Below are 23,330 nucleotides of genomic sequence, written 5' to 3'. Positions count from 1 at the left end.
ATGAGGTTATATCTTTTTTAATATAAAGGATATATACTTGTGCATTATATATTTTTTTGTATGGGTAGTTATATGAAAATAAAAGGATTGTGTGTTTTAGCTGTGTTGCTCACTTCATCTCTAGCAGGTGCAGCTAGTAATAAAGCAGCTAGTAATAGTGCAAAAGAGCAGTACTACGCAGGTTTAAACTTTGGTGGTGGATGGGGTGCTGGCTTAAAAATAAAACCTGGCTTAGTTTTTGGTTATAATTATGATAAAAGCTCTAAGTTTGAACTTGAGATTCTCACTGACGTAAGTGATATGTTTGGTGCAGAAGATAAGAAAATGGGAGCTAGTTTATTAGCTAATTACCGTTATTATCCTGACGTTGACATTGATCCTGTGAAACTATATGTCAGTGGAGGTTTAGGTGGATATCTCCAAGTAATACCTTTTGGCTCTGGTACAGCTGAAAATAAACCACCTAAACCTGAAAGTGCAGAATCTAACCCTAAAACTGAAGTTATAAGTTCAGCTGATACTCAAAGTGAAACACTAGATAAAATACTGGGTGCTATTTCGTACAAACTGAAGGTTGGTGTTGATTATGAAGTTGCTCCACAGATAGTTGGTACAGCTGCTTTAACCGTAGGCGGGCAACTGAGTGGTTTAAAAGCAATGACAGTACCGGATATTATGCTGGAAGTAGGAGTACGTTATAGTTTTTAATGCTGGATGGCATTGTGTACATGTTTAGGTGTAACCATAAGCAATGCTCAAAACTTGCTGCTAGCATGTTTGAACACTTATTCCAGTCTGTTTTAAGGAAGTAATGTGTATGAATTATATGAGAACGATGAAAGTGTTCGCTGTGTTGATTGCTTTAGCAAGTACAGCTAGTAATGGTACAAGTGAGTTAGAAGATCAGTACAAAGATCGGTATGAAGACCAGTACAAAGATCAGTATGAAGATCAACACAAAGATCATTGTGAAGATCAATACGAAGATCGATATGAAGATCAGTACGAAGATCAGTACTATGTAGGTTATGTAGGTTTAAACTTTGGAACTCGATGGGGTGAAAGCTTTCAATTGAAACCTAGCGTTGTTTTTGGTTATCATCATAACCAAAATTCTAAGTTTGAACTTGAGGTTCTTGCTGACATAAGTGATATAACTGATAAAGCAAAAAGAAAAGTAGGAGCTAGTTTATTGGCAAATTACCTTTACTATCCTGATCTTGAAATTGATCCCATTAAATTATATGCTAGTATAGGACTGGGTGGATATATTCGAATATTGCCATCTTTTGGTCTTGGTGAGGATACAAATGCAGTTAACACTCCAAATTCAGCTGCAACTGTAGCCGCAGCCGCAGGTCAAAATGAAACACTAGATAAAATACTGGGTACTATTGCCTATAAAGTAAAGTTAGGTGTTGATTGTGAAATTATTCCGCAGATAATTGGCACAGTTGCTATTGCTGCAAGCGGTCAATTAAGTGGCTTTAAACCACCGATGAAAAAACCAGATGCAATCATAGAAGTAGGTATACGTTATAATTTTTAAGCTATGAACACTTTGAATCCTTATACACAGTTATATGCTCGGTGCTATATATGTGCTATTTGTAAAGGTATTCTGTTTATGCTAACATTAAGCTAAACCTTAAGCAATAAAATCAGAAGGATCAACTTCCCGCTGTAAGCAAGCAGCAACTACAGTGTTTATCATAAGAAATGCTATTGTCATCGGGCCAACTCCACCAGGCACTGGAGTAATAGCTTTGACTTTTTCTTTTACTCCCTCAAAGTCAACATCACCCACAAGCTTACTTTGACTTCCTATGTTAATGCTATTTATGCCAACATCAATCACTATTGCACCTTTTTTTATCCAATCTGATTGAACAAAATTTGGCTTTCCAACTGCTGCAACTACTATATCCGCCTTAGAGCAATAATCAGCTAAATCCCTACTTTGTGAATGCAAGATGGTAACAGTGCAATTTTCTTGCAACAATAGGTGAAACATTGGCTTACCCACAATATTTGATCTGCCAATGATTACCGCATTTTTACCGGACAGATTATTTTCAACTGACTGAATTAAATGCAAAGAACCTTTGGGAGTACAAGGTATCAGACAATTTTTTTCACCTTTAACTAACCTGCCAACATTTTCATCATGAAAGCCATCTACATCTTTTTCAACACTTACTGTATTAATTATTCTGCTTGCACTGATGTGCTTTGGTAAAGGTAACTGCACTAAAATTCCATGCACAGATGAATCTTCATTTAATGTATTAACTTTTTCAATCAATTCGTCTTCTGAGATACTATCAGGCAAAACAATAGTTTCAGAACTTATGCCTATTAATTCTGCTTTTCTTTGTTTATTACGAACGTAGACCTGACTTGCTGGATTGCTACCCACAAGAATTACTTTAAGACAAGGAAAAACATTATACTCTTTCTTTAAAATATCAATTTTTTTTGATAGCTCCTCACAGAGATCATTTGCTATTTTTTTACCGTTAATAATAATTGACATTTCCTTGCCACTCCTTGAAGTCAGGTAATGCAATATCAAATAAATTCAATACTTTACCAACAGCATGATTTACAATATCATCCAAAGATTTTGGTTTAATATAAAAAGCAGGCATCGGCGGAGCAACAATTGCTCCCATCTCCGTTAGTTTTAACATATTTCGGAGATGTCCAAGATGTAGTGGAGATTCTCTCACCATAAGAACTAATTTTCTTCTTTCTTTTAGAGTTACATCTGCAGCCCTTGTTAATAGATTGGAAGTCACCCCCGATGCTATTTCAGACATTGTTTTCATAGAACATGGAGCAATAACCATACCTGAGGTTTTAAACGAGCCGCTTGCTATTTTTTCTCCTATTTTTTCCTCAGAATAGTAAAAATCTGCAAGCGATATAATATCTTCAAGTTTTTCTTTAATCTCATGAGCTATAGTTATTTTTCCAGCACTGCTGATCACTAAATGAGTTTCATGATTGGTATTTTTTAGTGCCTCTAGAATCCGTACACCGTAAATAGAACCAGATGCTCCACTTATTCCAATTACAATCCTACTATTCACCTTCGTAATTCATTCCCAATGCACGTTTGTAGGTATCAAGTAATATTTCCTGTTCCTCCCTGTCATCATCATCCATCTTTCTTAGCCTAATAATCTGTTTCATCACTTTTATATCCCAACCTTCATCTGCAGCTTTTGCATATACATCACGAATGTGATCTTGCACATCCCTCTTTTCTTGTTCAAGTTTTTCGATTCTCTCTATATAGCTCTTCAAATCTTCAGCCGTTATTTTTACTGTATCTTCCATAGAACCCAACTAATTAATTGCTACTACAGTATTATCAGTTTTTACTTGTACTTCAATCATAGTAATAATATTTTTATCTTTTTTTAAAATCTTAAAGTAAAAACCGTACATGGAAAACTCTTCATTTTCTTCAGGAATGCGCTCTATCTCGTTTACAATCATACCTGCTAGAGTTGTAGCTTCTTCATCAGGAAGATCCCAATGTAACTGTCTATTAATATCCCTAATAGTAGATTTTCCTTCTATGTGATACATATTATCGGATATCTTTTTTATAAAATTCTCTGTGATCAAATCATGTTCATCTGAAATTTCTCCAACTATTTCTTCCAGTATATCCTCAAGAGTTACGATTCCCTGTAGTGCTCCATACTCATCAATAACAAATGCAAGGTGTTTCCTGTTTTTACGGAAGTTGTGAAGTTGTACACTGAGTGGCGTACTTTCTGGTATAAACCAAGGCTTTGACATAACTTTGGCAATCTCTATTTTATTATCCTTTTCACGCAAGGCATTTATTAGATTTTTCACGTGAACCACTCCAACAATATTATCTGGTTCTTTTTGCCATAAAGGTACTCTGCTATGGCTACTGGTTAAAATCTCTCTTATTAAATCCTCTTTGTTTCGATCTATATCAAGAGAAAATAAGCTTCTCCTGTGAGTCATAATCTGTGATATTTCTGTCTCAGCCAAATCAAGTATACTACTTAGCATATCTAAATCCTGTTGTAACATAGTTCCTTCACTGCGATGAAGAGTAATCATGTTACGCATTGCATCTGCTGCAGATATTACCTCCCTATTCTTATGAAGCCCACATAACTTCAGAATGAGATTGACAATAAACTGAATGCCTAATGTCAATGGAGAAAGAATCTTGACAAAAAACAGCATAAAATAAGAAGAAAGCAATGTAAATTTTTCAGGATTTTGCATGGCGTAAGTTTTTGGTAAAACTTCACAAAATAGCAAAATACAAAACGTCATCATGAATGTTGAAAGAAAGATGCCTTCACTTTCAAAGAAATGTATAAATATTGCTGTAAATAAAGCGGAACAAGTAATGTTAATAATTGTATTGCACAGTAATATTGTTCCTATTGTTAATTCTTTTGTATTCAACAAGCGTTCTATTATCTTAGCTCTTTTATTGCCATCTAGCTTTAGTTTATTAACTCGGGAGCGGCTAATTGAGGTTAACCCTATTTCTGCTCCTGAAAACAAAAACGATAAGATCAACAAGAAGAAAATTGCTGACAATACTGAAATCAATAACCAATCCATTAAAGTATGATGTTATTGCGATATAGAAACAGAGTTGATTTTATATGTTGTAAGAAGCATTTGCAAGTCTATATATCTTTAATATAAAAAAATAAATCATGAAATATATCACACACTGCATTCACATGCATACTCTCAACAACAAGTGGAGGAGTTATTCTTATTACCTTATTATTTAAAATATTAGTCATTATTAAGCCTTTGTCAAGAGATTGTTTAACAATTTTATCAGCCAAAGGTACTCTAAGCTCTATCCCTATCAATAAACCCTCCCCACGAACTTCTGAAATGATCTTCGGAAATTCTTCAGTCAAAGGCAACAACTTTTCTTTTAAATATTTACTGACCTTCTTAACATGGTCAAAAAAGCCTTCCTTTAGCATTACATCGAGTACTGCATTACCAACAGTCATAGCAAGTGGATTACCTCCATAAGTTGACCCATGAGTTCCTGGAGTGATTGCTTCTGCTATATAATCTTTTACTAAACATGCAGCCAGAGGAAATCCATTACCCATAGCCTTCGCACAAGTGAGCATATCAGGTTCAACTCCTATATTTTGATAGTAAAATAGAGAGCCAATTCGTCCATATCCGCATTGCACTTCATCAAAGCATAAAATTATTCCTTGAGCTTTTGTTATCTCTCTTACTTTTTTAAGATACTCTACGTCCAATGGATGTACTCCGCCTTCACTTTGTATGGGCTCTAAAAATATGGCAGCTGTTTCGCTATTGATTTTCTTTTCTAATGCTTCAATGTTATTTCTTGGAACTTTATCAAAACCAGAAAGGAGTGGAGCAAAACCTTCGCGTGATTTTTCATTTCCCCCAGCTGAAATTGCAGCAATACTGCGGCCATGAAAACCTCCTTCAATTGTAATGATGTGACTGCGCTTTTCTTGTCCATTTAAGTAGAAATAGCGGCGAATAAATTTAATTGCAGCTTCTGTTGCTTCAAGTCCACTTGAGCAGAAAAAAACTTTATCGGCAAAGGTAAGTTCTGTTAAACGCTGAGCAAGCCTTTCCTGCTCAGGGATAGTGAAAATATTAGAGCAGTGCCACAATGAGCTTAATTGCTCTTTCAGTTTGTCTGTAATGTATGGATGACAATGGCCTAGGGAGGTTGTAGAAATTCCCGCAGCAAAGTCTAAATATTTTTTACCATCCTTGTCAAAGAGATATACTCCTTCTCCTCTAACTATAGAAGCTTCAGATCTATTATAAGCATTAACAACATGATCCATTTTAAATATTATCTATGCTATTCATGAAATTGACATAAAGCTTTTTCTTCATAACTAAAAGTTTAGTTAATATTCCGTAGTTCAACATAAAGCCTAGAAGGTCTAATTCTGTATAGAAAAGTAAAGCTATACCAATTCACATTCAGCAAAAAAGAAAGCTATTTCCCTACGAGCATTCTCTAGACTATCAGAACCATGAACTCTATTTTCGCTAATATCATGAGCAAAATCACCCCTAATTGTACCTTTGTCTGCCTGTTTTGGATCTGTAGCACCCATGATTTGTCTGTATTTACTGACTGCATTTTCACCGATTAAAACTTGAACTATCACAGACCCAGAAGTCATAAATCCCACTAACTCCTCAAAAAAAGGCCTATCCTTATGAATTTCATAAAACAGCTCTGCTTGTTTTTTTGTTAGCAGCATCATTATTTGTGCTATAATTTTTAGTCCAGATTTTTCAATGTAAGAATTTACATTACCTGTAATATTATTTTTTACTGCATCAGGTTTTAATATCGAAAGTGTTCTTTCAATTGCCATACTATTTCCTTATATTAAGATCGTATATTTACTTTATTGCGAATTTTTGTTCCATCAAAGAGATTTTTTATTTATAGTCAAGAATAAAACATCAAGGGGGTAGTTTATGGTTTACTGTCGTAAGAAACTAGTGAATAATCTTAAATCATCAATTTTCTGCGGAACAAAAGGTTTTTTAACCTTTAATTTGGCATTTTTAAGTTATTTAGAGTATAGCTTACACAATAATACAAAATTAAAAGAAGGTGCCGCTTTTGCGATGAAAAAGAACGTTGTTCCATTTGGCGAAATGATTGCCATACCGCTGTTTGTTTGTCTTGTATTACCGTCTATGATAGGCAGTATAAGCCTTATCGAATGTGCACTTACATGTGCTGCACTGATGGTTGCAACATGTTTTGTTGTAAGAACCTTTCACTTGCGTGAAAAGTTATTGAAAAAAATGACTAATAATGAAAATTATACCAAGAAACAAATAGAGCAGGAATTTAAGAAAGACATTATAAAATTTCCTATCTTTGATAAAAACAGACAGCATATTGAGTATAATTCTCCTAATCAAAGACAACTAATGAAAAGTCCTCCCTCTCTCTTTGTTAGGGTTTTACTTTTTCCCCTTACGATTTTTCTGAAGGCTCTACAAAGCTGTATAATGATATCTTTGGCTGCTGTTGAACTTTTTGAAACAGTGCCAAGTTTTTGTGTTGATGTGGTTTTTGATAGAAACTTTGTATCTACACAGAGTAACGTGAAGAGATCTGGTCATCTATTGTATGCTAGTGTGAGAAATTTAGTGCCTGTAACTAAACTTGATGAGTGTGTAGCTGATTTTATAGGCAAACCTGAAGAAAGGTGCTGTCAGTGAAGAAGGCAGTAATCTTATTTAACCTTGGTGGACCTGATTCACTAAGTGCAGTACGTCCTTTCTTGTTTAATCTATTTTATGATAGAAGAATAGTCAATCTACTCAATCCTTTCCGCTTTCTTTTAGCAAAGTTTATCTCCAAAAGGCGAGAAAGCACTGCACAAGAAATATACGAGCACATTGGAGGTAAATCGCCAATCTTGGAGAATACGAAAGCACAAGCTGATGCTTTAGAACTAAAATTAAATGAAAATGGAAACCATGTATATAAGATATTCATCTGCATGCGTTATTGGCATCCATTTGCTGATGAAGTTGTTAAAAGCGTAAAGCAATTCGACCCTGACGAAATCATTCTGTTACCACTATATCCGCAATATTCAACCACCACAACTCTATCATCCATCGAGAATTGGCAAAAAAATGCCAAACTGGAATGTAACACAAAAACAATTCACCATTATTATGACAATGAAGACTTTATTGAAGCTCATGTTAATCTGACGTCTAAATATTATAAATTAGCTAGCAAAATCGGTAAGCCAAGAGTCCTATTCTCGGCTCATAGCTTACCTCTTAGTATCATTAAAAAAGGCGACCCTTACGCTTCACAGATAGAAAAAACAGTAAAATTAATAGTAAAAAAATTGAATATTGAAGATCTTGATTGGGGAATATGTTATCAGAGTAAGGTTGGCCCTGTAAAATGGTTGGAGCCTAGCACTGAAAGTGAGCTATCACGCGCAAAAGACGATAATATACCTGTAGTTTTATCACCTATATCTTTTGTTTCTGAGCATTCTGAAACACTGGTTGAACTTGATATAGAGTATAAAGCAATTATCAAAGACGGATATTACTTTCGCGTACCAACTCTCAGTACTGATCTCTTATTTATCAAGTGCTTGGCCGATTTATGTTTAGATCACTCTCAAAGTACTGATTTATAGCACTTTTCTTTTTAGATTTTTATAGTATAATATTAAAAAGTTATTATTTTATTATCTACTTATGCCAAAAGGTAAGCCAAATACATTTATAGAAAATATACATGATGCTCACAATCATGATATTAGAAAGATGTATTGTATTGCAGTAGGTTTAACAGGCATATTGTGTAAAATTTCATTGCAATTCTGTTGCGAGTTTATTGATAACAACAGATCCAATATTTGCACTGTATTAGATATTTCTAAGTTCATAAAACTACCAACATCAATAATATTTGCTCTTCATTTTGGTCTCAATTTAGCTGGATATAAATCTAAAAAACTTCAGAATGGTAAAGGGGGAAATGAACCTGAAAAACCAATACAGGTTGTGGGTAGCTTAGCCTTCTTGGCAAACTGTGTCATAGGAATATTGATGCAGACAAAAATCATTCATTTCTTAGCTAGAAACAACAAGGATGTAATAAGTTATATTAGCTTAACATCAGCAGTTCTATTTCTATTTTCAGAATGCATAAACTGTTATTATACATGGAAGAAGTATCTAGATAATAAGGATTCTGAAAAGTCTGCTAAATATGGCAAAGAAGTTATTTTTAGCACATTCACTTTGTCATTGGGCTTGTTAAGCTTCATATTAAAAAGAATGGAACTTCCAACCATACCAATAGACTTGGGTGGTGGCATAATCTATAATTTCAACTTAACTGTTACGGTTAGTTTGATACTAAGTATAGCATATCTAGTATCAAACATCGATAAGTTTGTCAATCAACCTAATAATGGTACTGATCCTTCTACTGGACTTGATGACGCTCACCATATTCAGCATAATGGCAGCATTGTAGAAATTAATTATTAGAGATGAAAAGACTTAATTTCTACTGCCAATGCTAGCACTGCTAATTTGCTAACAATATTCCAAAGTGGCAAAGTTTTATTTTCTTGGCTGATGTCATAAAATTCACAGTCAGTGGAATTCAAGCTAGAATATACATCTTTCCTGCTATTACATCGGTATAAGTAACATGTTGGAGTATCTCCTATATAGTATATTAGCGGTTCTGCAGAACTACTTTTAAATATGTCAATAGTTGGTACACCTTCTTGTATAATAACACTATTGATTGCTATTCCTTCTTTTATCTTTTTCATTTTATGACGCTTTTTTTTATTGAGATTTAATATTTCCTTTCCACTTGTTGCTGTTATAATGCCCATTCCATATGTGCCATTGCTTGCTTTGATAAAAACGTAAGGTTGTGTTTTTATTTCATATTCCTCATATTTTTTTTGCACTAGAGATAATATTTGGTCAACTTTAGTCGCTACTGCTCCTAGTGATGAATCATCATTAAAGTCAACTCCATTACAGCTTTCTGTAAGCACAGAAATAAGCCATGGGTCCATTTTAAATTCGCCACAAAATTCGGACACTAATTTTTGATAGATTTCAAAATATTGAAATTTCTGCCTACTGTGCCAGCCATATAATGGACTTGGCACTATCTCTTGTTTTACGTTTTCTAGCGTGTCTGGAATGTGGCTCGTCATATCACGGTTCAGTATAATAATATCAGGCACAAATCCTGAAGTTGTCTTCAGCAAAGAGTTTTCTTTCACAACAGTTTCATACTGTTCTATTAAATTGTACGTTTCATTATGAAAGAGGCCAATTCTAGTTTCAAAACCTGCGAGTTGCAGTACCTTTTCTATAGCAAATACATTTTCTATATACATTTTATTTCGTGTGTAATTCTCCGGTATTATAAGGGCCTTTTTATATTGTTTTGTTTCGAAGTAGCTTTTTATCAATTTTGCTGCTATCGCTTTTGATACTTCACTTAGGTTATTAAACCCTGCAGGAAATAAATTGGCGTCTACTGGAGCAATTTTGTAGCCTGAATTCCTAAGATCTATGGAGCTATAAAATGGTAATGTAAAACCATTAAATTTTGTTTTGAACCAATTATTTATATCTTTTTCCAGATTTGGATGAATTATGTTTTGCATCTACACTTTAAATGTTATAAGAAAAGTACTATATTATAAGTTATAATCTTAATATAATATAACGAATTAAAATAACAAAAAAATGATTCATCATGACAGCAGTAAAATGTATGGTACTACTATACTGTCAATTAGAAGAGACAAAAATGTAGTAGTAATAGGTGATGGGCAAGTCTCGCTAGGCCATACCGTTATAAAATCTGGAGCAAAAAAAGTTAGGCGTCTTTCTGGTGATTCCGTAATTGCCGGTTTTGCTGGAGCAACAGCTGATGCATTTACTCTCTTCGAAAGGCTAGAATCTAAACTTGATAAGCACCCAGGACAGTTAATGAGGGCATGTGTTGAACTTGCAAAAGACTGGAGAATGGATAAATATCTAAGAAAATTAGAAGCTATGATGATCGTGGCAGACAAGTCCATTTCATTGGTCATTACAGGAACGGGTGATGTTCTTGAACCTGAAGATGGCATTGCAGCCATTGGCTCTGGAGGAAATTTTGCTTTATCTGCAGCAAAAGCTTTGATTGACGTTGAAGGAATATCAATAGAGGAGATTGCAAAAAAGGCTATGAAGATAGCTGCTGATATATGTGTTTATACAAACCATAATCTAATTATCGAAAAAATAGAGGAGTAATATGTCAAGAACTTTGTGTGCCAATTTTTCTAGTCAATCTGTAGTGGGTCAATTTGATAATAATGATGACTATAATGAGAAAAATAGCCTCTATGAAAATGAAGGTACAGGAAGTAGCAGCATTCAAAGCTCACAAGCTTTATTAGATGATCTACCACCACAGAAGATAGTTAAAGAATTAGACAGATTTATAATCGGGCAGAATGATGCAAAGCGCGCTGTTGCTATTGCACTCAGAAATCGTTGGCGTCGAAATAAAGTCCCACTTCCACTACGTGAAGAGATTATACCTAAGAATATACTCATGATAGGCCATACGGGAGTTGGTAAAACTGAAATAGCTCGCCGTTTAGCAAAGCTTGCTGGTGCACCTTTTATAAAAGTTGAAGCAACGAAATTTACTGAAATAGGATATGTTGGACGTGATGTTGACTCGATAATACGTGATTTAGTTGACGCAGCAATAGTTTTAGTTAAGGAAAAAGCACGTAAAGCCTTAACTAAAAAAGCTTTAGGTTTGGCTGAAAAGATAATAGTCAACTCCATGGTTGGTGAAGATGCAACCGAGGAAAGCAAAAAAGTTTTCAGAGAAAGACTGAGAAATAAGGAATTTGAAGATGGAGAAGTTTCTATTAACGTCAGGGAGAGCAAGGGTATGTTACCCACTTTTGATATACCTGGCATGCCAGGTGGGCAAATTGGTGTGATGAACGTAACAGAAATCGTGGGCAAGATGTTTAATGGGAGCAAAAAAACAAAAACTATTACAGTTAAAGTGAAAGAAGCACGTGAAATATTGATTAATGAAGAAAGCGAAAGGTTAATGGATGAAGACAAGATAATCAAAGAAGCGATTGATCTTGTTAGCAATGAAGGCATAGTGTTCTTAGATGAAATAGATAAAATTGCAGCACGTACAGAAATAAAAGGTGAAGTCAACAGAGAAGGAGTGCAGCGCGATCTGTTACCATTACTTGAGGGAACAACTGTTTCAACTAAGTATGGCCCCGTAAAAACAGACTATATATTATTTATTGCATCTGGTGCTTTTCATTTATCTAAGCCATCTGATCTTTTACCAGAATTACAGGGTAGATTGCCAATTAGAGTGGAACTTAAGGCGCTTACTCAAGAGGATCTAATAAAAATATTAAAGGAACCAGAATCTAGTTTGTTAAAACAGTATATAGCGTTAATGAAAACGGAAAATGTAACACTTGAGTTTACTGATGATGGTATAGAGACTATAGCTGAAATAGCATTTACAGTTAATAGAGAAGTGGAAAATATAGGTGCAAGAAGACTTCATACTGTCATGGAGAAGCTTTTGGATGAAATAAGTTTTATCGCTTCTGAAAAAAATAGTGAAAAATTTGTTATAGATAGCAAATATGTAAGAGATAAACTAGAGTCAATTTCAAAGCAGCTTGATTTATCTAAATTTATACTTTAGAGGAAGCCTACTTTAAGTAATATAGAGCATTCAAGAGGTTTTATTTTTTCTTACTTCGTAATTCTTCAAGCTATTTTCCAATAGTAGAATTCAAGCTTAAATCAATTATTGCAATATCACAATCTATGCCTTTTGTTAACACATCAGTTAAAAGATCAGGTGAAGAAAGAACTGTTCTTTTATTACCAGCTCTCATTCCCACAACTCCAAGTTCTATAGCAAGTGGTATTTTTTTGTCACCAACCTTAAACTGCACTATTTGATCTTTGATTATATACTCACCATTATGTCTCTTTATGCTATATTGAACTGATATCTCATCGCCACATTTTACTCGTTTTCCAGTTTTGTTAATTAAGTCATTAAAAATCATTAGGTTATTTACTGAATCAGGATATTTATCTTTTACTTCAATCAGTTTGATGTAATAAGAGTTAAAACTCATTTTGTTGTCATCAGCGGCAATAGTAACTACACGCTCTCCACCTTCTTTCATACCTATTACCCCTAAACTCACTTCTTTTAAGTAATCCTGACCTATTTTCAAATTGACATCAGTCGGAAGTAGCGTTGCTAGGTTGTTGGAGACTTTGTACATTTGTAGCAGAACTTCTTGGCCACAGAAAACTTTACTGCCACTGCCTTCAGTAATTTCATAAAAGTTTATCATCTCTTCTTCTTTTTGCTGTGTTATTTCTTCTAAATATTCTGCTAACCCATGCTTTTCAATATAACGATCAAGAGCTGATTCAAGTATCGGCCTGACCAAATAACTTGCTATCATCTGTGTCAAACCACCATGTGTAGCATTTATTTCGTAAAGCTTTTCCCTTTTCTCTGGTTTATCTTTGTTTATATAAACAATCGTAATTATAAAAGCAGAAGCTAAAGTGAGAATCATTACTACAGAGATAAACATTTGTAATATAATTTTTCTAACCATCTTTTTTTACTTGATTCAATAAATCATATAAGTCACTAGTATTCCCTGAAAGCGTACTTAAATTATCTGAGGCCTGTTTAAAGAGACTATCTATATAGTTTTCCATTTCATTTTTTCCAAGCACGGACATTAAATTGTTTGTTTTATCTTGCTCATAATCTTCGATATCATCCTTGGCTTGAAAAATAAGCCCTAGATTTATTCCATAGTTATATAATGCTTCCCGCTCCTTGTCTGTAGCGCCTCCTATTATAGCCCCTATTTCACATGAAGCTGCAAATAGTTTTGCAGTTTTCATCAAATGAATTTCTTTTATTTTGTCAAAATCTGCACCTATATCTAAAATCTGCCCTCCCACCATTCCCTTCATTCCTATTGCTTGAGAGAGCACTTTTATGATCTCACAATTTAACAAAGATAATACCTCAAAAGCCAGGGTAAGTAATGCATCTCCGGCCAGTACTGCTGTTGCTTCACCAAATTTTTTGTGGCAGCTTGGCTGGCCTCTTCGAGTGTCACTGTTATCCATACATGGCAGATCATCGTGAATTAGGGAGTAAGCATGAATAAATTCAATTGCTGCTGCTGCTGTTATTGCTTTTTCAACCTTTATGTTGAATATCGACGAAGATGCTATAACTAAAAAAGAACGTATATGTTTTGCAGGAGCAAGAAGTACATAACGCATAGCTGATATAAGTTTATTCTCGCTATTTTCAGGTAAGAGCTTATTCACTTCTACAACAAGCAAATTTTTTGTTGTTTCGTCTAGCATTTTTAAATTTATTAACTATCGAGTGCTAAGAGATAGGAAGTTTTTAATAGTTTATATAATCATAAAAGCTATTGCAAACATCAAAATTTCTTATAACATCAGAGAATAGGTTATTTTTTAGTAAGAAATGAACGAATTGGCAAAAAGCACTAGAGAAGATATAGAAGAAAAAGTAAAGAAGATTATACTAGAGCACATCAGTAAGGATGTAGAGGGATTTAGTAGTTCTTCAAAGCTTTCAGACCATGGCACAGATAGTTTAGATGCAGTTGAAATAATCATGGCAGCTGAAGAAGAATTTGGTATAGAGATTCCTGATGAAGATGCGCAAAAAATGGAAACTATGGAACAGATAGTTGAATATGTAGTAAACAAAGCAAACAATTGATGTTGAATGAGCAAAAGAGTAGTAGTTACCGGTGTTGGCTTAATTACTCCACTAGCAGCAGATGTTAATAACACCTGGTTAAAGCTGAAAGAAGGTAAATCTGGCATAAAAGCAATCAGTACAGATAGGTTCAACTCTTCTGATCTTGCTTGCAGGGTTGCAGGACAGGTATCCTACAACGCTGAAAGCTGTTTTAATCCGCTAGATTATATTTCTGAAAAAGACCTAAAAAGAACAGATCGTTTTATTCACTACGGAATTGCAGCAGCTGTTCAGGCAGTAGAAGATTCACTAATTTTGGAAAATAAAAATATTAATAAAGAGCGAATAGGTGTAGCTATTGGTTCTGGTATAGGTGGTCTTCCATCAATTCAGGAAAATGTAATTACCATGCAGGAGAAGGGGCCTAGACGTGTTAGCCCATTTTTTGTTCCTGCAAGTCTAATAAATTTGATATCTGGTCATATTTCTATTAAATACGAATTTATAGGTCCAAATGACTCAGCGGTTACTGCATGTGCAACAGGTGCGCATGCGATTATAAACTCAGCAAGAGCTATAAAACTCGGTGAAGCTGACATTATGATTGCAGGCGGAGCAGAAAGTGCGTTATGCAGAGTTGGAATTGCAGGTTTTGCATCGATGAAGGCGCTATCAACTAAATTCAATGATAAGCCTGAAGAGGCCTCAAGGCCATGGGACGAAGAACGCGATGGATTTGTCATGGGCGAAGGGGCCGGTATATTAGTTCTGGAAGAATATGAACATGCAAAAAAAAGGGAAGCAAAAATATATGCAGAACTCACTGGATATGGACTCACAGGAGATGCGCACCACATTACAGCACCACATCCAGAAGGAAGAGGCGCACTTAAGGCAATGGAACTTGCTTTAAGGAGTGCACAAGTAAGCCCAAGTCAAATTGGGTATATCAATGCACATGGAACTTCAACAAAACTTGGGGATAAAGTTGAAGTAATAGCAATGAAGCAGTTATTCGGTGACTATGCCTATAAAATACCTGTTTCCTCGACTAAATCTTCTATAGGACATTTACTTGGTGCCGCAGGAAGTGTTGAAGCAATATTTAGTATCCTTGCATTAAACAATGGAATTGTTCCACCAACTTTAAACCTACACAAACCTTCAGAAGGGTGTGATTTAAATTTTGTACCACTTAAAGCTCAAGAGCATAAAATTCAATATGCGCTTTCTAATTCATTTGGTTTTGGTGGTACCAACGCGTCTCTCATCTTTGGAAAGGTGTAGTTAATTATGCTATTTTGAATCGACTACGAAAATGTCATTCGAGTAGCTGAAACTGGAATGGCTTTGTTGCATCGCTACCTATGAAAGGCTAACTATACAAGCAACTTATTGAAAATCTTATTTTTTTTGCAGTCAATCTGATCAAATTTAAGAATAGTAATTTATTGTTTGTATTAGTAAATTTAATTCTACTTAAAATAGCTAAAGCATTGAAATTCTTGAATTTTAGCTAGATTAGTGAATGGTAGTAAAATTTCTTTTACTCAAATTTAGATATTCACTGACCGTCCTTACTATAAATGCTAGAATAATAAGCTACTGATATTCTTCATCTTTTTTATCTTTAATCCGCCGTAGATAGCGATGCAACAAAGCCAACTGGAATCCAGTTAAATTGGTCAGCATAAAAGTAATGTTGAAATATAACATTTTGATGATGATGAAGAAATGGATCCCAGTGGGCTTTGTTGCACCACTCAAGGAAAGAACAGGCAGTTACTGATGGAATTTGTTATAAAATAGATATTTAGCCGACAAAGGAAAAATATGCCAATAAGAATGAAAGTCAGTAACTGCAATGAATATAACAAATTTCTTCAAGAAAGGGGAAATGTTTTTCATTATATCAACGATGCCATTGAAAATTGGTACGAAAATAGTCCAAAAGTAGCAGGTGGCAACAATGTCTACAGCGACAAAGTAGTGATTCTAATTCACATAATAACCTATCTATTCAGGATTGGTCTTAGGCAAACAGTGGGATTTATAGAGAAATATCTTGAGCAAATAGGGAAAATTTTGCAAATTATCAGCTATTCGCAGGCTTCAAGAAGGTTTAAAAAGCTTAATATCAAAATCAACGACTGCAGAGTTGATAAGAACGATATGGAAGATATTGAAATTGCTATAGATAGTACAGGTATCAGCATCTACAATAATATTCCAGGCCATAGTAAGGCAAATGGTACAGATAGAAAGTATCGCCGCTATGAGCAAACAAGAAAGCTACATGTAATGCTAGAGATAGGTAGTAAAAAAGTTATAGCTGCAAAATACAGTAGTGGAGTTTATTCCGACCACTATGGAGCCTGTGATCTTATTGAAAGAGTGGATACCAAGTATAACATAAGCACGATATATGCAGATAGGGCATATAATCGAAAGAAGTTATACAAACTGTGCGATGAGCTTGACATAAAGACAAGGATTCCTCCGCAAAATAATGCAGTAGAGCATCCAAAGTTGGATTATATGAATGAGAGAAATTCTACAATCAAGCTCATAAAGTCATATGATGAAGATGGTATGAAGAGGTGGAAAAAAGAGATAAATTATTGGAAGAGATCTTATATAGAAAGTTTTTTCTCGCGACTGAAGCAAATATTTGGATTTAGTTTTAGGAATAAATCTGAGATTAATCGTGAGAAGGAACTGCTACTCAAGTGTTATTTGCTTAACAAATTTACTGAAATAGGCATGGCTAAGTTTGATATAGCTTCATGAATTTATTATACATTACCCACTATCCGAAGAGCTGTGCAACAAAGCCATCCCAGTGTCAGCTACTCGAATGACTGAAGAAGAAAAAGCAAAATTTTGCCTTTTACCGCTAACCTATTATACTTACTTGATAAGTTCTATCGCTTGATTAAATGCATAAAATATTAGTAAGAAGTAACCATAAGCCCTTGATTGGAAAAATCAAGATTAATGGTTCAAAGAATGCAGTCTTGCCAATAATGGCGGCAAGCTTGTTTAGTAATTCTTCAATAACTTTGCATAACGTACCTGATTTAATTGACGTGCATTTGATGTCTGAGCTGCTTAAGAGTCTTGGTGCAGAAGTAAATTTTATATGCAATAAAGACTATAAAGCAAATCATACTTTGGAAATTGACTGTAGCAATATCAATAACCATTTAATATCACATGAAATTGCAAGCAGACTGCGAGCATCTTTTTTAATGCTAGGTCCAATGCTCAGCAGATTTGGTAGAGTTTCAACAGTATTTCCTGGTGGATGTAATATTGGAAAACGTCCTGTTGACATTCATATCAAGGCACTTGAAGCAATGGGAGCTAAAATTGAAATTGATAGCTGTAATATAACTGCAACAACAAAGGGAAAATTGCAAGGCAAAGAAATAACATTTGAAAAAGTAAGTGTTGGCGCAACAGAAAACATAATCATGTCAGCAACACTTGCAGAAGGAGTAACAACAATAAACAATGCCGCAACGGAGCCGGAAGTTCTTGATTTAATAGAGTTTCTGAAGATTATGGGTGCCAATATTGAAGTTAATAATACAAAAATCACAATAGAAGGTGTTGAAGCATTAAATGGGTGTGAGCATAAAATAATACCAGATCGCATAGAGGCCGGTACTTATGCTTTGGCTGCTATCATTACCGACGGCGAGCTAAAGTTAGAAGGAGTAAGTTTGTCTGATATAGAATGTATTGCAAATGAATTGAAGACTATAGGAGCCAGAGTTGAGTTACATGATGATGGTATTATTATTTCTAGAAAAAATGGCTCTATTAAATCTGCTCACGTTGCAACAAATCCATATCCCAACTTTCCCAGTGATATGCAACCACAACTAATGTCTGCTATGTCAATTGCAGGTGGAATATCAATCATTGAAGAGAACGTTTTTGAAAGTAGATTTGCACATGCAAATGAGCTAAGAAAATTAGGTGCTAATATCAGCATCGAAAAAAATAAAGCTACTATAAGTGGAATAAAGAGCTTATCTGGAGCTAATCTGCATGCTAATGACTTAAGGTCAACAGCAGCTTTAATTCTCGCTTCTTTGGTAGCTAAAGGAGAAACTACAATAAATAACTCACATCATTTATGGAGAGGCTATGAAGCAATGGACGAAAAACTCAATTCATGCGGGGCTGATATTTTCGTTTCATCTTGAGGATATATTATGAATGAGACAACTAAGCGAACTACAGTAAAAGAAATAGATGACATTCTATACGAAGAACATAAAGTATTAGATCATGGATTTGTTCGAGTAATTGATTATATGGGCTCTGATAGCGCCATAGTTCAAGCTGCTCGCGTTTCTTATGGAAAGGGAACTAAACAGATAAATCAAGATGAGGCGCTTATAAAGTATTTGATGAGGCATCATCATACAACTCCATTTGAAATGTGTGAAATTAAGTTTCACGTGAAACTTCCAATTTTTATTGCAAGACAGTGGATAAGACATAGAACTGCAAATGTGAATGAATATTCCGGAAGGTATTCGATACTTGATAATGAATTTTATATACCAGAACAGGTTGCAAAACAATCTGATAATAATAAACAAGGCAGCGGTGAAGCTTTTGACTCAAGTACTTCAAAAGAAATAATAGATTCTCTAATAAATGATTCTAATTTAGTATATTCTCATTATGAGAAATTTATTGAACAGGGCCTTGCAAGGGAAATTGCCCGAACTAATCTAACACTTAATTACTATACTCAGTTTTATTGGAAAATAGATTTACACAACCTTCTTCACTTTTTAAGGCTTAGAGCTGATCAGCACGCCCAATATGAAATTAGAGTCTATGCAGAAGTTATGTTGGACATAGTAAAGAAATGGGTCCCGCTGGCCTATAATGCTTTCATTGAATACTCCTTAAAATCAGCCTGTATTTCAAAAACTGGTCTTGAAATAATTCGCAAGCTAATAAAAGGAGAAAATGTTACGAGAGAAGAAAGTGGCATGGGTAAAAGAGAATGGGATGAGCTGATGTCTATACTTGGTAAATAGCCAAAAAGATCGAGTTATGTCCTTTCACAGACTTGCAGGTGTGAGCAACAATTTATTCATACCTTTATCAACTGATATATCAATTATTTTTGAATTTATTCTTTCCATTGTTTCGTAAAGCTTTTCGGCTTTCTTTAACATTAGTGTTGCATTTCTAAGCATAATATAAACTTGGCAATAATCTGCAAAATTTTCAATATACATATCATATGAATAACGGTTTACAGCAAGTTCCATTACCCTACAAACTTCCTCTAATGTAAAATTGGCAGCTCCTGTATCAGGACAAAAGCCAACCGCTCCTTTATTAGAGTCAAAAAATATGTATTTATCATTCTCTGCTTTATACACCAACATAGAATGTCCAGCACCCTTGACATCTGCTCTATTATGAGTAAAACAAAAAGAATTAAATTCTAAGTAGCATCCTATCTCCACATTATTTAAGACATGTTTGATTTGTTCTTGCTCAGTATCGATCCATACTTTTGTTGAAGATAAATCATCACATAATTGCTCATATATTGTTTCATCAGAATAAAATGTATCTCCTTCTCGCTTTTTAATGCTCTGAACATCAAGAATAGGTAAAAATTGCGATAAAAACTTCATCATCAATAACTTAATCGTTTGTTCTTTTCTTCCATCAATATAATTCATAAAATCTTGTTCAGATATAATATTATCAGACTCGAGAAATCCAACAAAATCTTGCCTATTCTCTAATTTTAGAAAAGTAACAAAGTAATTTAATGAGTGACATAACCCTCTTTCGAGAGAAAAACCTAAAATTTCTTCAAATCTATCTTTTAATTCTACAATTTTAGATATACTATCTGACATAAAAGTATTCAAATTAAATTGAATAGCTTTCTCACTTTCAAATAATTTATCATATTGTTCTTCAGCTGATAAATCCGGTGCTTTGTATACATATCTACCATTTTCTCTACGTATACCTTCTATATCTTTAATTATACCTTGTTCTACATTTTTACTGATAGAAATTTGGTGCTTTCCTTTATTGGCAAATTGATTTAAAAACTCCGCAATTTCCTGTTTTGAGAGTCTTGTTTCAACTTGTCCATCTTCTCTATCTTCAGTTTTACAAAACACTTTAACTCTAGGATGTTCCTTATCAGTATAGACTTTTAATACAATAGATTGAGCAATGCGATTAACATATTTTGGCATATTGTTTATTAAGATATTAACTATATATCTTAATAATAGTATAACCTACACCACTTGTCAATTAATATATTAGTAAATTAGTATTATTTATTATATAAAAAAGTAAATTACATAGTGGATGGTCAGTGCTTAACACTGGAATGGCTTTGTTGCACAGCTCTTCGGATAGTGGGTAATGTATAATAAATTCATGAAGCTATATCAAACTTAGCCATGCCTATTTCAGTAAATTTGTTAAGCAAATAACACTTGAGTAGCAGTTCCTTCTCACGATTAATCTCAGATTTATTCCTAAAACTAAATCCAAATATTTGCTTCAGTCGCGAGAAAAAACTTTCTATATAAGATCTCTTCCAATAATTTATCTCTTTTTTCCACCTCTTCATACCATCTTCATCATATGACTTTATGAGCTTGATTGTAGAATTTCTCTCATTCATATAATCCAACTTTGGATGCTCTACTGCATTATTTTGCGGAGGAATCCTTGTCTTTATGTCAAGCTCATCGCACAGTTTGTATAACTTCTTTCGATTATATGCCCTATCTGCATATATCGTGCTTATGTTATACTTGGTATCCACTCTTTCAATAAGATCACAGGCTCCATAGTGGTCGGAATAAACTCCACTACTGTATTTTGCAGCTATAACTTTTTTACTACCTATCTCTAGCATTACATGTAGCTTTCTTGTTTGCTCATAGCGGCGATACTTTCTATCTGTACCATTTGCCTTACTATGGCCTGGAATATTATTGTAGATGCTGATACCTGTACTATCTATAGCAATTTCAATATCTTCCATATCGTTCTTATCAACTCTGCAGTCGTTGATTTTGATATTAAGCTTTTTAAACCTTCTTGAAGCCTGCGAATAGCTGATAATTTGCAAAATTTTCCCTATTTGCTCAAGATATTTCTCTATAAATCCCACTGTTTGCCTAAGACCAATCCTGAATAGATAGGTTATTATGTGAATTAGAATCACTACTTTGTCGCTGTAGACATTGTTGCCACCTGCTACTTTTGGACTATTTTCGTACCAATTTTCAATGGCATCGTTGATATAATGAAAAACATTTCCCCTTTCTTGAAGAAATTTGTTATATTCATTGCAGTTACTGACTTTCATTCTTATTGGCATATTTTTCCTTTGTCGGCTAAATATCTATTTTATAACAAATTCCATCAGTAACTGCCTGTTCTTTCCTTGAGTGGTGCAACAAAGCCCACTAGAATCCAGATTGTTTAGACTGGATCCTATGGTCAAGCCATAGGATGACAAAAGAGTAAACTTTACCTGTGTGAGCTATAGATCCCAGTGTTAGCTACTTTCATGATAAGAAATAAAGCACTGATTTTGTACATTAACTATGCTTTTAAATAGATACCTTATTCTTGGCAACTTTAAACTCAACAACAGACACAAACAGATAATTTCTCAAAAACTTTTACAAGAGATTTTGTTAAATGCTCTATCATTTCATTTGTATGGTAAGGCGTAGGAGTAATACGGAAGCGCTCAGTCCCCTTTGAAACTGTTGGGTAATTTATATGTTGTACATATATTCCATACTCATCAAATAACAATTTTGATGCTTTTTTGGACAACTCAGGATCGCCAATTATGATTGGAATTATATGAGTTTCTGTTTGCATAAAATTCACTCCTGCATTTCTCAGTGAGTCTTTTACTTTCTCAACCACCTGCTTCTGCTTTTCTCTTTCAATGTTGCTTGATTTTAGATGCTCAACGCTTGCCTTTGCTGCTGCTGCTAAAACGGGCGACATAGCAGTAGTAAAAATAAATCCTGGGGCTGAACTTCTTATTACATCCACCAAGCTCTTTGAAGACGCTATATATCCACCCATCACTCCAAAAGCCTTTGATAATGTACCCTGAATAACAGTTATTCTATCCATCAAACCTTCTCTTTCTGCAATTCCGCCACCGCGCGGTCCATACATGCCAACTGCGTGTACCTCATCCAAATAGGTAATTGCATTATACTGATCTGCTAGATCACATATCGCTTCAAGCGGTGCTACATCACCATCCATTGAGTATACAGATTCAAGTGCTATTATTTTCGGCGTTTTTATATCTATAGACTTTAGCAACTGCTCTAAGTGATCAACATCATTATGCCTAAATATGTGCTTCGGTCTTTTTCCTGATTTTATACCTTCTATCATTGAAGAATGGTTTTTCTCATCTGAAAAAATTACCACGCCCGGAATAACAGACGATAAAGTACTAAGTGTAGTTTGGTTGGCAAGATAGCCACAAGCAAAAGTTAAAGCAGCTTCTTTTTGATGCAAGTCAGCCAAAGATTTCTCGAGCTCAACAACTTCCTTTGTTGTACCTGATATATTTCTTGTTCCTCCAGCACCAACAGATGAATTTTGAATAGCAGCAATGACACTATCGTTTTGTGACATTCCCAGATAATTATTACTGCACCAGACAATAACCTCTCTATTTCTTTCATAATCCATAATATAGGGAAGTTTGCCAGGTAATGACGCAAAATGCGTAAATTCACGATAGCGCCCTTCTTCTTTTATATCTTTGATTTTATTTAAGAATATTTTTTCGTAGTCTACCAAGTTTTTATCTATTAACAATCAATAT

Annotated in this window: 24 protein-coding genes; 12 read left to right on the top strand and 12 right to left on the bottom strand. The window is 34.4% G+C overall.

Going from position 1 to position 23,330, the window contains the following annotated elements:
• The first annotated feature begins 72 nt into the window (after positions 1–72).
• Together ABWU28_RS06240 and ABWU28_RS06235 are read left to right on the top strand one after the other, a co-directional pair.
• Entirely contained in the window at positions 73–708 is a 636-nt protein-coding gene (locus tag ABWU28_RS06240; RefSeq protein ID WP_052264729.1) for a hypothetical protein, read from the top strand.
• 103 nt (positions 709–811) lie between these two features.
• Positions 812–1,549, top strand: a complete 738-nt coding sequence (locus ABWU28_RS06235) for a hypothetical protein (RefSeq protein ID WP_052264711.1) — start codon at positions 812–814, stop codon at positions 1,547–1,549.
• 99 nt (positions 1,550–1,648) lie between these two features.
• On the opposite strand, the gene folD is transcribed toward ABWU28_RS06235, so the two are convergent.
• From folD to ndk, 6 genes are all read right to left on the bottom strand, one after another.
• Positions 1,649–2,536, bottom strand: a complete 888-nt coding sequence (gene folD, locus ABWU28_RS06230) for a bifunctional methylenetetrahydrofolate dehydrogenase/methenyltetrahydrofolate cyclohydrolase FolD (RefSeq protein ID WP_353275153.1) — start codon at positions 2,534–2,536, stop codon at positions 1,649–1,651.
• Positions 2,520–3,095, bottom strand: a complete 576-nt coding sequence (locus ABWU28_RS06225) for a UbiX family flavin prenyltransferase (RefSeq protein ID WP_264336354.1) — start codon at positions 3,093–3,095, stop codon at positions 2,520–2,522. The genes folD and ABWU28_RS06225 overlap by 17 nt, the downstream gene beginning before the upstream one ends.
• Entirely contained in the window at positions 3,088–3,345 is a 258-nt protein-coding gene (locus ABWU28_RS06220; protein WP_006014634.1) for a DUF2312 domain-containing protein, read from the bottom strand. The genes ABWU28_RS06225 and ABWU28_RS06220 overlap by 8 nt, the downstream gene beginning before the upstream one ends.
• Positions 3,346–3,354: 9 nt before the next feature.
• Positions 3,355–4,632 carry an HlyC/CorC family transporter gene (locus tag ABWU28_RS06215; protein WP_007302163.1) on the bottom strand — a complete coding sequence of 426 codons (1,278 nt, stop codon included), beginning with the start codon at positions 4,630–4,632 and terminating at the stop codon, positions 3,355–3,357.
• Positions 4,633–4,700: 68 nt separating this feature from the next.
• The gene (locus ABWU28_RS06210) at positions 4,701–5,879 is read right to left on the bottom strand and encodes an aspartate aminotransferase family protein (RefSeq protein WP_264376640.1); all 1,179 of its coding nucleotides are present in this window, start codon (positions 5,877–5,879) and stop codon (positions 4,701–4,703) included.
• Positions 5,880–6,005: 126 nt separating this feature from the next.
• A complete protein-coding gene (ndk, locus tag ABWU28_RS06205) occupies positions 6,006–6,425 on the bottom strand; it encodes a nucleoside-diphosphate kinase (RefSeq protein WP_264376641.1) in 420 nt (139 codons plus the stop codon).
• 106 nt (positions 6,426–6,531) lie between these two features.
• Between ndk and ABWU28_RS06200 the strand changes: the two genes are divergently transcribed.
• The 3 genes from ABWU28_RS06200 (at position 6,532) to ABWU28_RS06190 (ending at position 9,102) form a co-directional block, all read left to right on the top strand.
• Positions 6,532–7,290 (top strand): hypothetical protein, encoded by a 759-nt coding sequence (locus ABWU28_RS06200; RefSeq protein ID WP_264376642.1) that lies wholly within the window; start codon positions 6,532–6,534, stop codon positions 7,288–7,290.
• Positions 7,287–8,240 (top strand): ferrochelatase, encoded by a 954-nt coding sequence (hemH, locus tag ABWU28_RS06195; RefSeq protein ID WP_214303197.1) that lies wholly within the window; start codon positions 7,287–7,289, stop codon positions 8,238–8,240. Before ABWU28_RS06200 ends, hemH begins: the two co-directional genes overlap by 4 nt.
• Before the next feature lie 61 nt (positions 8,241–8,301).
• Entirely contained in the window at positions 8,302–9,102 is an 801-nt protein-coding gene (locus tag ABWU28_RS06190) for a hypothetical protein (protein ID WP_019236750.1), read from the top strand.
• Here the strand turns inward: ABWU28_RS06190 and gshA are convergent.
• Positions 9,099–10,253: a glutamate--cysteine ligase gene (gene gshA / locus ABWU28_RS06185; RefSeq protein ID WP_010406439.1), complete on the bottom strand. Its 1,155-nt coding sequence runs from the start codon at positions 10,251–10,253 to the stop codon at positions 9,099–9,101. The genes ABWU28_RS06190 and gshA overlap by 4 nt on opposite strands.
• A gap of 82 nt (positions 10,254–10,335) precedes the next feature.
• Between gshA and hslV the strand changes: the two genes are divergently transcribed.
• Complete coding sequence (hslV, locus tag ABWU28_RS06180; protein ID WP_010406442.1) at positions 10,336–10,890, top strand: ATP-dependent protease subunit HslV; 555 nt, start codon at positions 10,336–10,338, stop codon at positions 10,888–10,890.
• A gap of 1 nt (position 10,891) precedes the next feature.
• Positions 10,892–12,343: an ATP-dependent protease ATPase subunit HslU gene (gene hslU, locus ABWU28_RS06175; protein WP_010406444.1), complete on the top strand. Its 1,452-nt coding sequence runs from the start codon at positions 10,892–10,894 to the stop codon at positions 12,341–12,343.
• Positions 12,344–12,413: 70 nt separating this feature from the next.
• Here hslU and ABWU28_RS06170 read toward each other — a convergent pair whose 3' ends face one another.
• Entirely contained in the window at positions 12,414–13,286 is an 873-nt protein-coding gene (locus ABWU28_RS06170; RefSeq protein WP_052264717.1) for an FKBP-type peptidyl-prolyl cis-trans isomerase, read from the bottom strand.
• Positions 13,279–14,061: a polyprenyl synthetase family protein gene (locus tag ABWU28_RS06165; RefSeq protein ID WP_006014603.1), complete on the bottom strand. Its 783-nt coding sequence runs from the start codon at positions 14,059–14,061 to the stop codon at positions 13,279–13,281. The genes ABWU28_RS06170 and ABWU28_RS06165 overlap by 8 nt, the downstream gene beginning before the upstream one ends.
• Positions 14,062–14,188: 127 nt before the next feature.
• Here ABWU28_RS06165 and acpP point away from each other — a divergent pair, with 127 nt between their 5' ends.
• The 5 genes from acpP to thyX all read left to right on the top strand — a co-directional run bounded on the left by acpP (position 14,189) and on the right by thyX (position 19,500).
• Complete coding sequence (gene acpP / locus ABWU28_RS06160; protein WP_007302173.1) at positions 14,189–14,449, top strand: acyl carrier protein; 261 nt, start codon at positions 14,189–14,191, stop codon at positions 14,447–14,449.
• A 6-nt stretch (positions 14,450–14,455) separates the two neighbouring features.
• Positions 14,456–15,718 carry a beta-ketoacyl-ACP synthase II gene (fabF, locus tag ABWU28_RS06155; RefSeq protein ID WP_019236756.1) on the top strand — a complete coding sequence of 421 codons (1,263 nt, stop codon included), beginning with the start codon at positions 14,456–14,458 and terminating at the stop codon, positions 15,716–15,718.
• Between the two features lie 546 nt (positions 15,719–16,264).
• Positions 16,265–17,221 (top strand): IS5 family transposase, encoded by a 957-nt coding sequence (locus tag ABWU28_RS06150; protein ID WP_213863789.1) that lies wholly within the window; start codon positions 16,265–16,267, stop codon positions 17,219–17,221.
• 149 nt (positions 17,222–17,370) lie between these two features.
• Complete coding sequence (gene murA, locus ABWU28_RS06145; RefSeq protein WP_214303196.1) at positions 17,371–18,648, top strand: UDP-N-acetylglucosamine 1-carboxyvinyltransferase; 1,278 nt, start codon at positions 17,371–17,373, stop codon at positions 18,646–18,648.
• 9 nt (positions 18,649–18,657) lie between these two features.
• Positions 18,658–19,500: an FAD-dependent thymidylate synthase gene (gene thyX / locus ABWU28_RS06140; RefSeq protein ID WP_254229278.1), complete on the top strand. Its 843-nt coding sequence runs from the start codon at positions 18,658–18,660 to the stop codon at positions 19,498–19,500.
• A 24-nt stretch (positions 19,501–19,524) separates the two neighbouring features.
• Here thyX and ABWU28_RS06135 read toward each other — a convergent pair whose 3' ends face one another.
• The 3 genes from ABWU28_RS06135 to hemA form a co-directional block, all read right to left on the bottom strand.
• A complete protein-coding gene (locus tag ABWU28_RS06135) occupies positions 19,525–20,694 on the bottom strand; it encodes a hypothetical protein (protein ID WP_353275152.1) in 1,170 nt (389 codons plus the stop codon).
• A gap of 188 nt (positions 20,695–20,882) precedes the next feature.
• The gene (locus tag ABWU28_RS06130) at positions 20,883–21,839 is read right to left on the bottom strand and encodes an IS5 family transposase (protein ID WP_213863789.1); all 957 of its coding nucleotides are present in this window, start codon (positions 21,837–21,839) and stop codon (positions 20,883–20,885) included.
• A gap of 269 nt (positions 21,840–22,108) precedes the next feature.
• Positions 22,109–23,305, bottom strand: coding sequence for a 5-aminolevulinate synthase (gene hemA / locus ABWU28_RS06125; RefSeq protein WP_007302191.1), 1,197 nt, complete (start codon positions 23,303–23,305; stop codon positions 22,109–22,111).
• Between the last annotated feature and the right edge of the window lie 25 nt (positions 23,306–23,330).

Source organism: Wolbachia endosymbiont (group B) of Pilophorus perplexus (assembly GCF_964028155.1).
GTDB lineage: Bacteria > Pseudomonadota > Alphaproteobacteria > Rickettsiales > Anaplasmataceae > Wolbachia.
The sequence above is the reverse complement of the archived record's forward strand: the minus strand, read 5'-3'. Positions and strand labels throughout refer to the sequence as shown.

Excerpts from the sequence above, each read along its gene's own strand:
- ABWU28_RS06240 (WP_052264729.1), top strand. The coding sequence starts at position 73 with ATGAAAATAAAAGGATTGTGTGTTTTAGCTGTGTTGCTCACTTCATCT.
- ABWU28_RS06235 (WP_052264711.1), top strand. The coding sequence starts at position 812 with ATGTGTATGAATTATATGAGAACGATGAAAGTGTTCGCTGTGTTGATT.
- folD (WP_353275153.1), bottom strand. The coding sequence starts at position 2,536 with ATGTCAATTATTATTAACGGTAAAAAAATAGCAAATGATCTCTGTGAG.
- ABWU28_RS06220 (WP_006014634.1), bottom strand. The coding sequence starts at position 3,345 with ATGGAAGATACAGTAAAAATAACGGCTGAAGATTTGAAGAGCTATATA.
- ABWU28_RS06215 (WP_007302163.1), bottom strand. The coding sequence starts at position 4,632 with ATGGATTGGTTATTGATTTCAGTATTGTCAGCAATTTTCTTCTTGTTG.
- ABWU28_RS06210 (WP_264376640.1), bottom strand. The coding sequence starts at position 5,879 with ATGGATCATGTTGTTAATGCTTATAATAGATCTGAAGCTTCTATAGTT.
- ndk (WP_264376641.1), bottom strand. The coding sequence starts at position 6,425 with ATGGCAATTGAAAGAACACTTTCGATATTAAAACCTGATGCAGTAAAA.
- ABWU28_RS06200 (WP_264376642.1), top strand. The coding sequence starts at position 6,532 with ATGGTTTACTGTCGTAAGAAACTAGTGAATAATCTTAAATCATCAATT.
- ABWU28_RS06190 (WP_019236750.1), top strand. The coding sequence starts at position 8,302 with ATGCCAAAAGGTAAGCCAAATACATTTATAGAAAATATACATGATGCT.
- gshA (WP_010406439.1), bottom strand. The coding sequence starts at position 10,253 with ATGCAAAACATAATTCATCCAAATCTGGAAAAAGATATAAATAATTGG.
- hslV (WP_010406442.1), top strand. The coding sequence starts at position 10,336 with ATGATTCATCATGACAGCAGTAAAATGTATGGTACTACTATACTGTCA.
- hslU (WP_010406444.1), top strand. The coding sequence starts at position 10,892 with ATGTCAAGAACTTTGTGTGCCAATTTTTCTAGTCAATCTGTAGTGGGT.
- ABWU28_RS06170 (WP_052264717.1), bottom strand. The coding sequence starts at position 13,286 with ATGGTTAGAAAAATTATATTACAAATGTTTATCTCTGTAGTAATGATT.
- ABWU28_RS06165 (WP_006014603.1), bottom strand. The coding sequence starts at position 14,061 with ATGCTAGACGAAACAACAAAAAATTTGCTTGTTGTAGAAGTGAATAAG.
- acpP (WP_007302173.1), top strand. The coding sequence starts at position 14,189 with ATGAACGAATTGGCAAAAAGCACTAGAGAAGATATAGAAGAAAAAGTA.
- fabF (WP_019236756.1), top strand. The coding sequence starts at position 14,456 with ATGAGCAAAAGAGTAGTAGTTACCGGTGTTGGCTTAATTACTCCACTA.
- ABWU28_RS06150 (WP_213863789.1), top strand. The coding sequence starts at position 16,265 with ATGCCAATAAGAATGAAAGTCAGTAACTGCAATGAATATAACAAATTT.
- murA (WP_214303196.1), top strand. The coding sequence starts at position 17,371 with ATGCATAAAATATTAGTAAGAAGTAACCATAAGCCCTTGATTGGAAAA.
- thyX (WP_254229278.1), top strand. The coding sequence starts at position 18,658 with ATGAATGAGACAACTAAGCGAACTACAGTAAAAGAAATAGATGACATT.
- ABWU28_RS06135 (WP_353275152.1), bottom strand. The coding sequence starts at position 20,694 with ATGCCAAAATATGTTAATCGCATTGCTCAATCTATTGTATTAAAAGTC.
- ABWU28_RS06130 (WP_213863789.1), bottom strand. The coding sequence starts at position 21,839 with ATGCCAATAAGAATGAAAGTCAGTAACTGCAATGAATATAACAAATTT.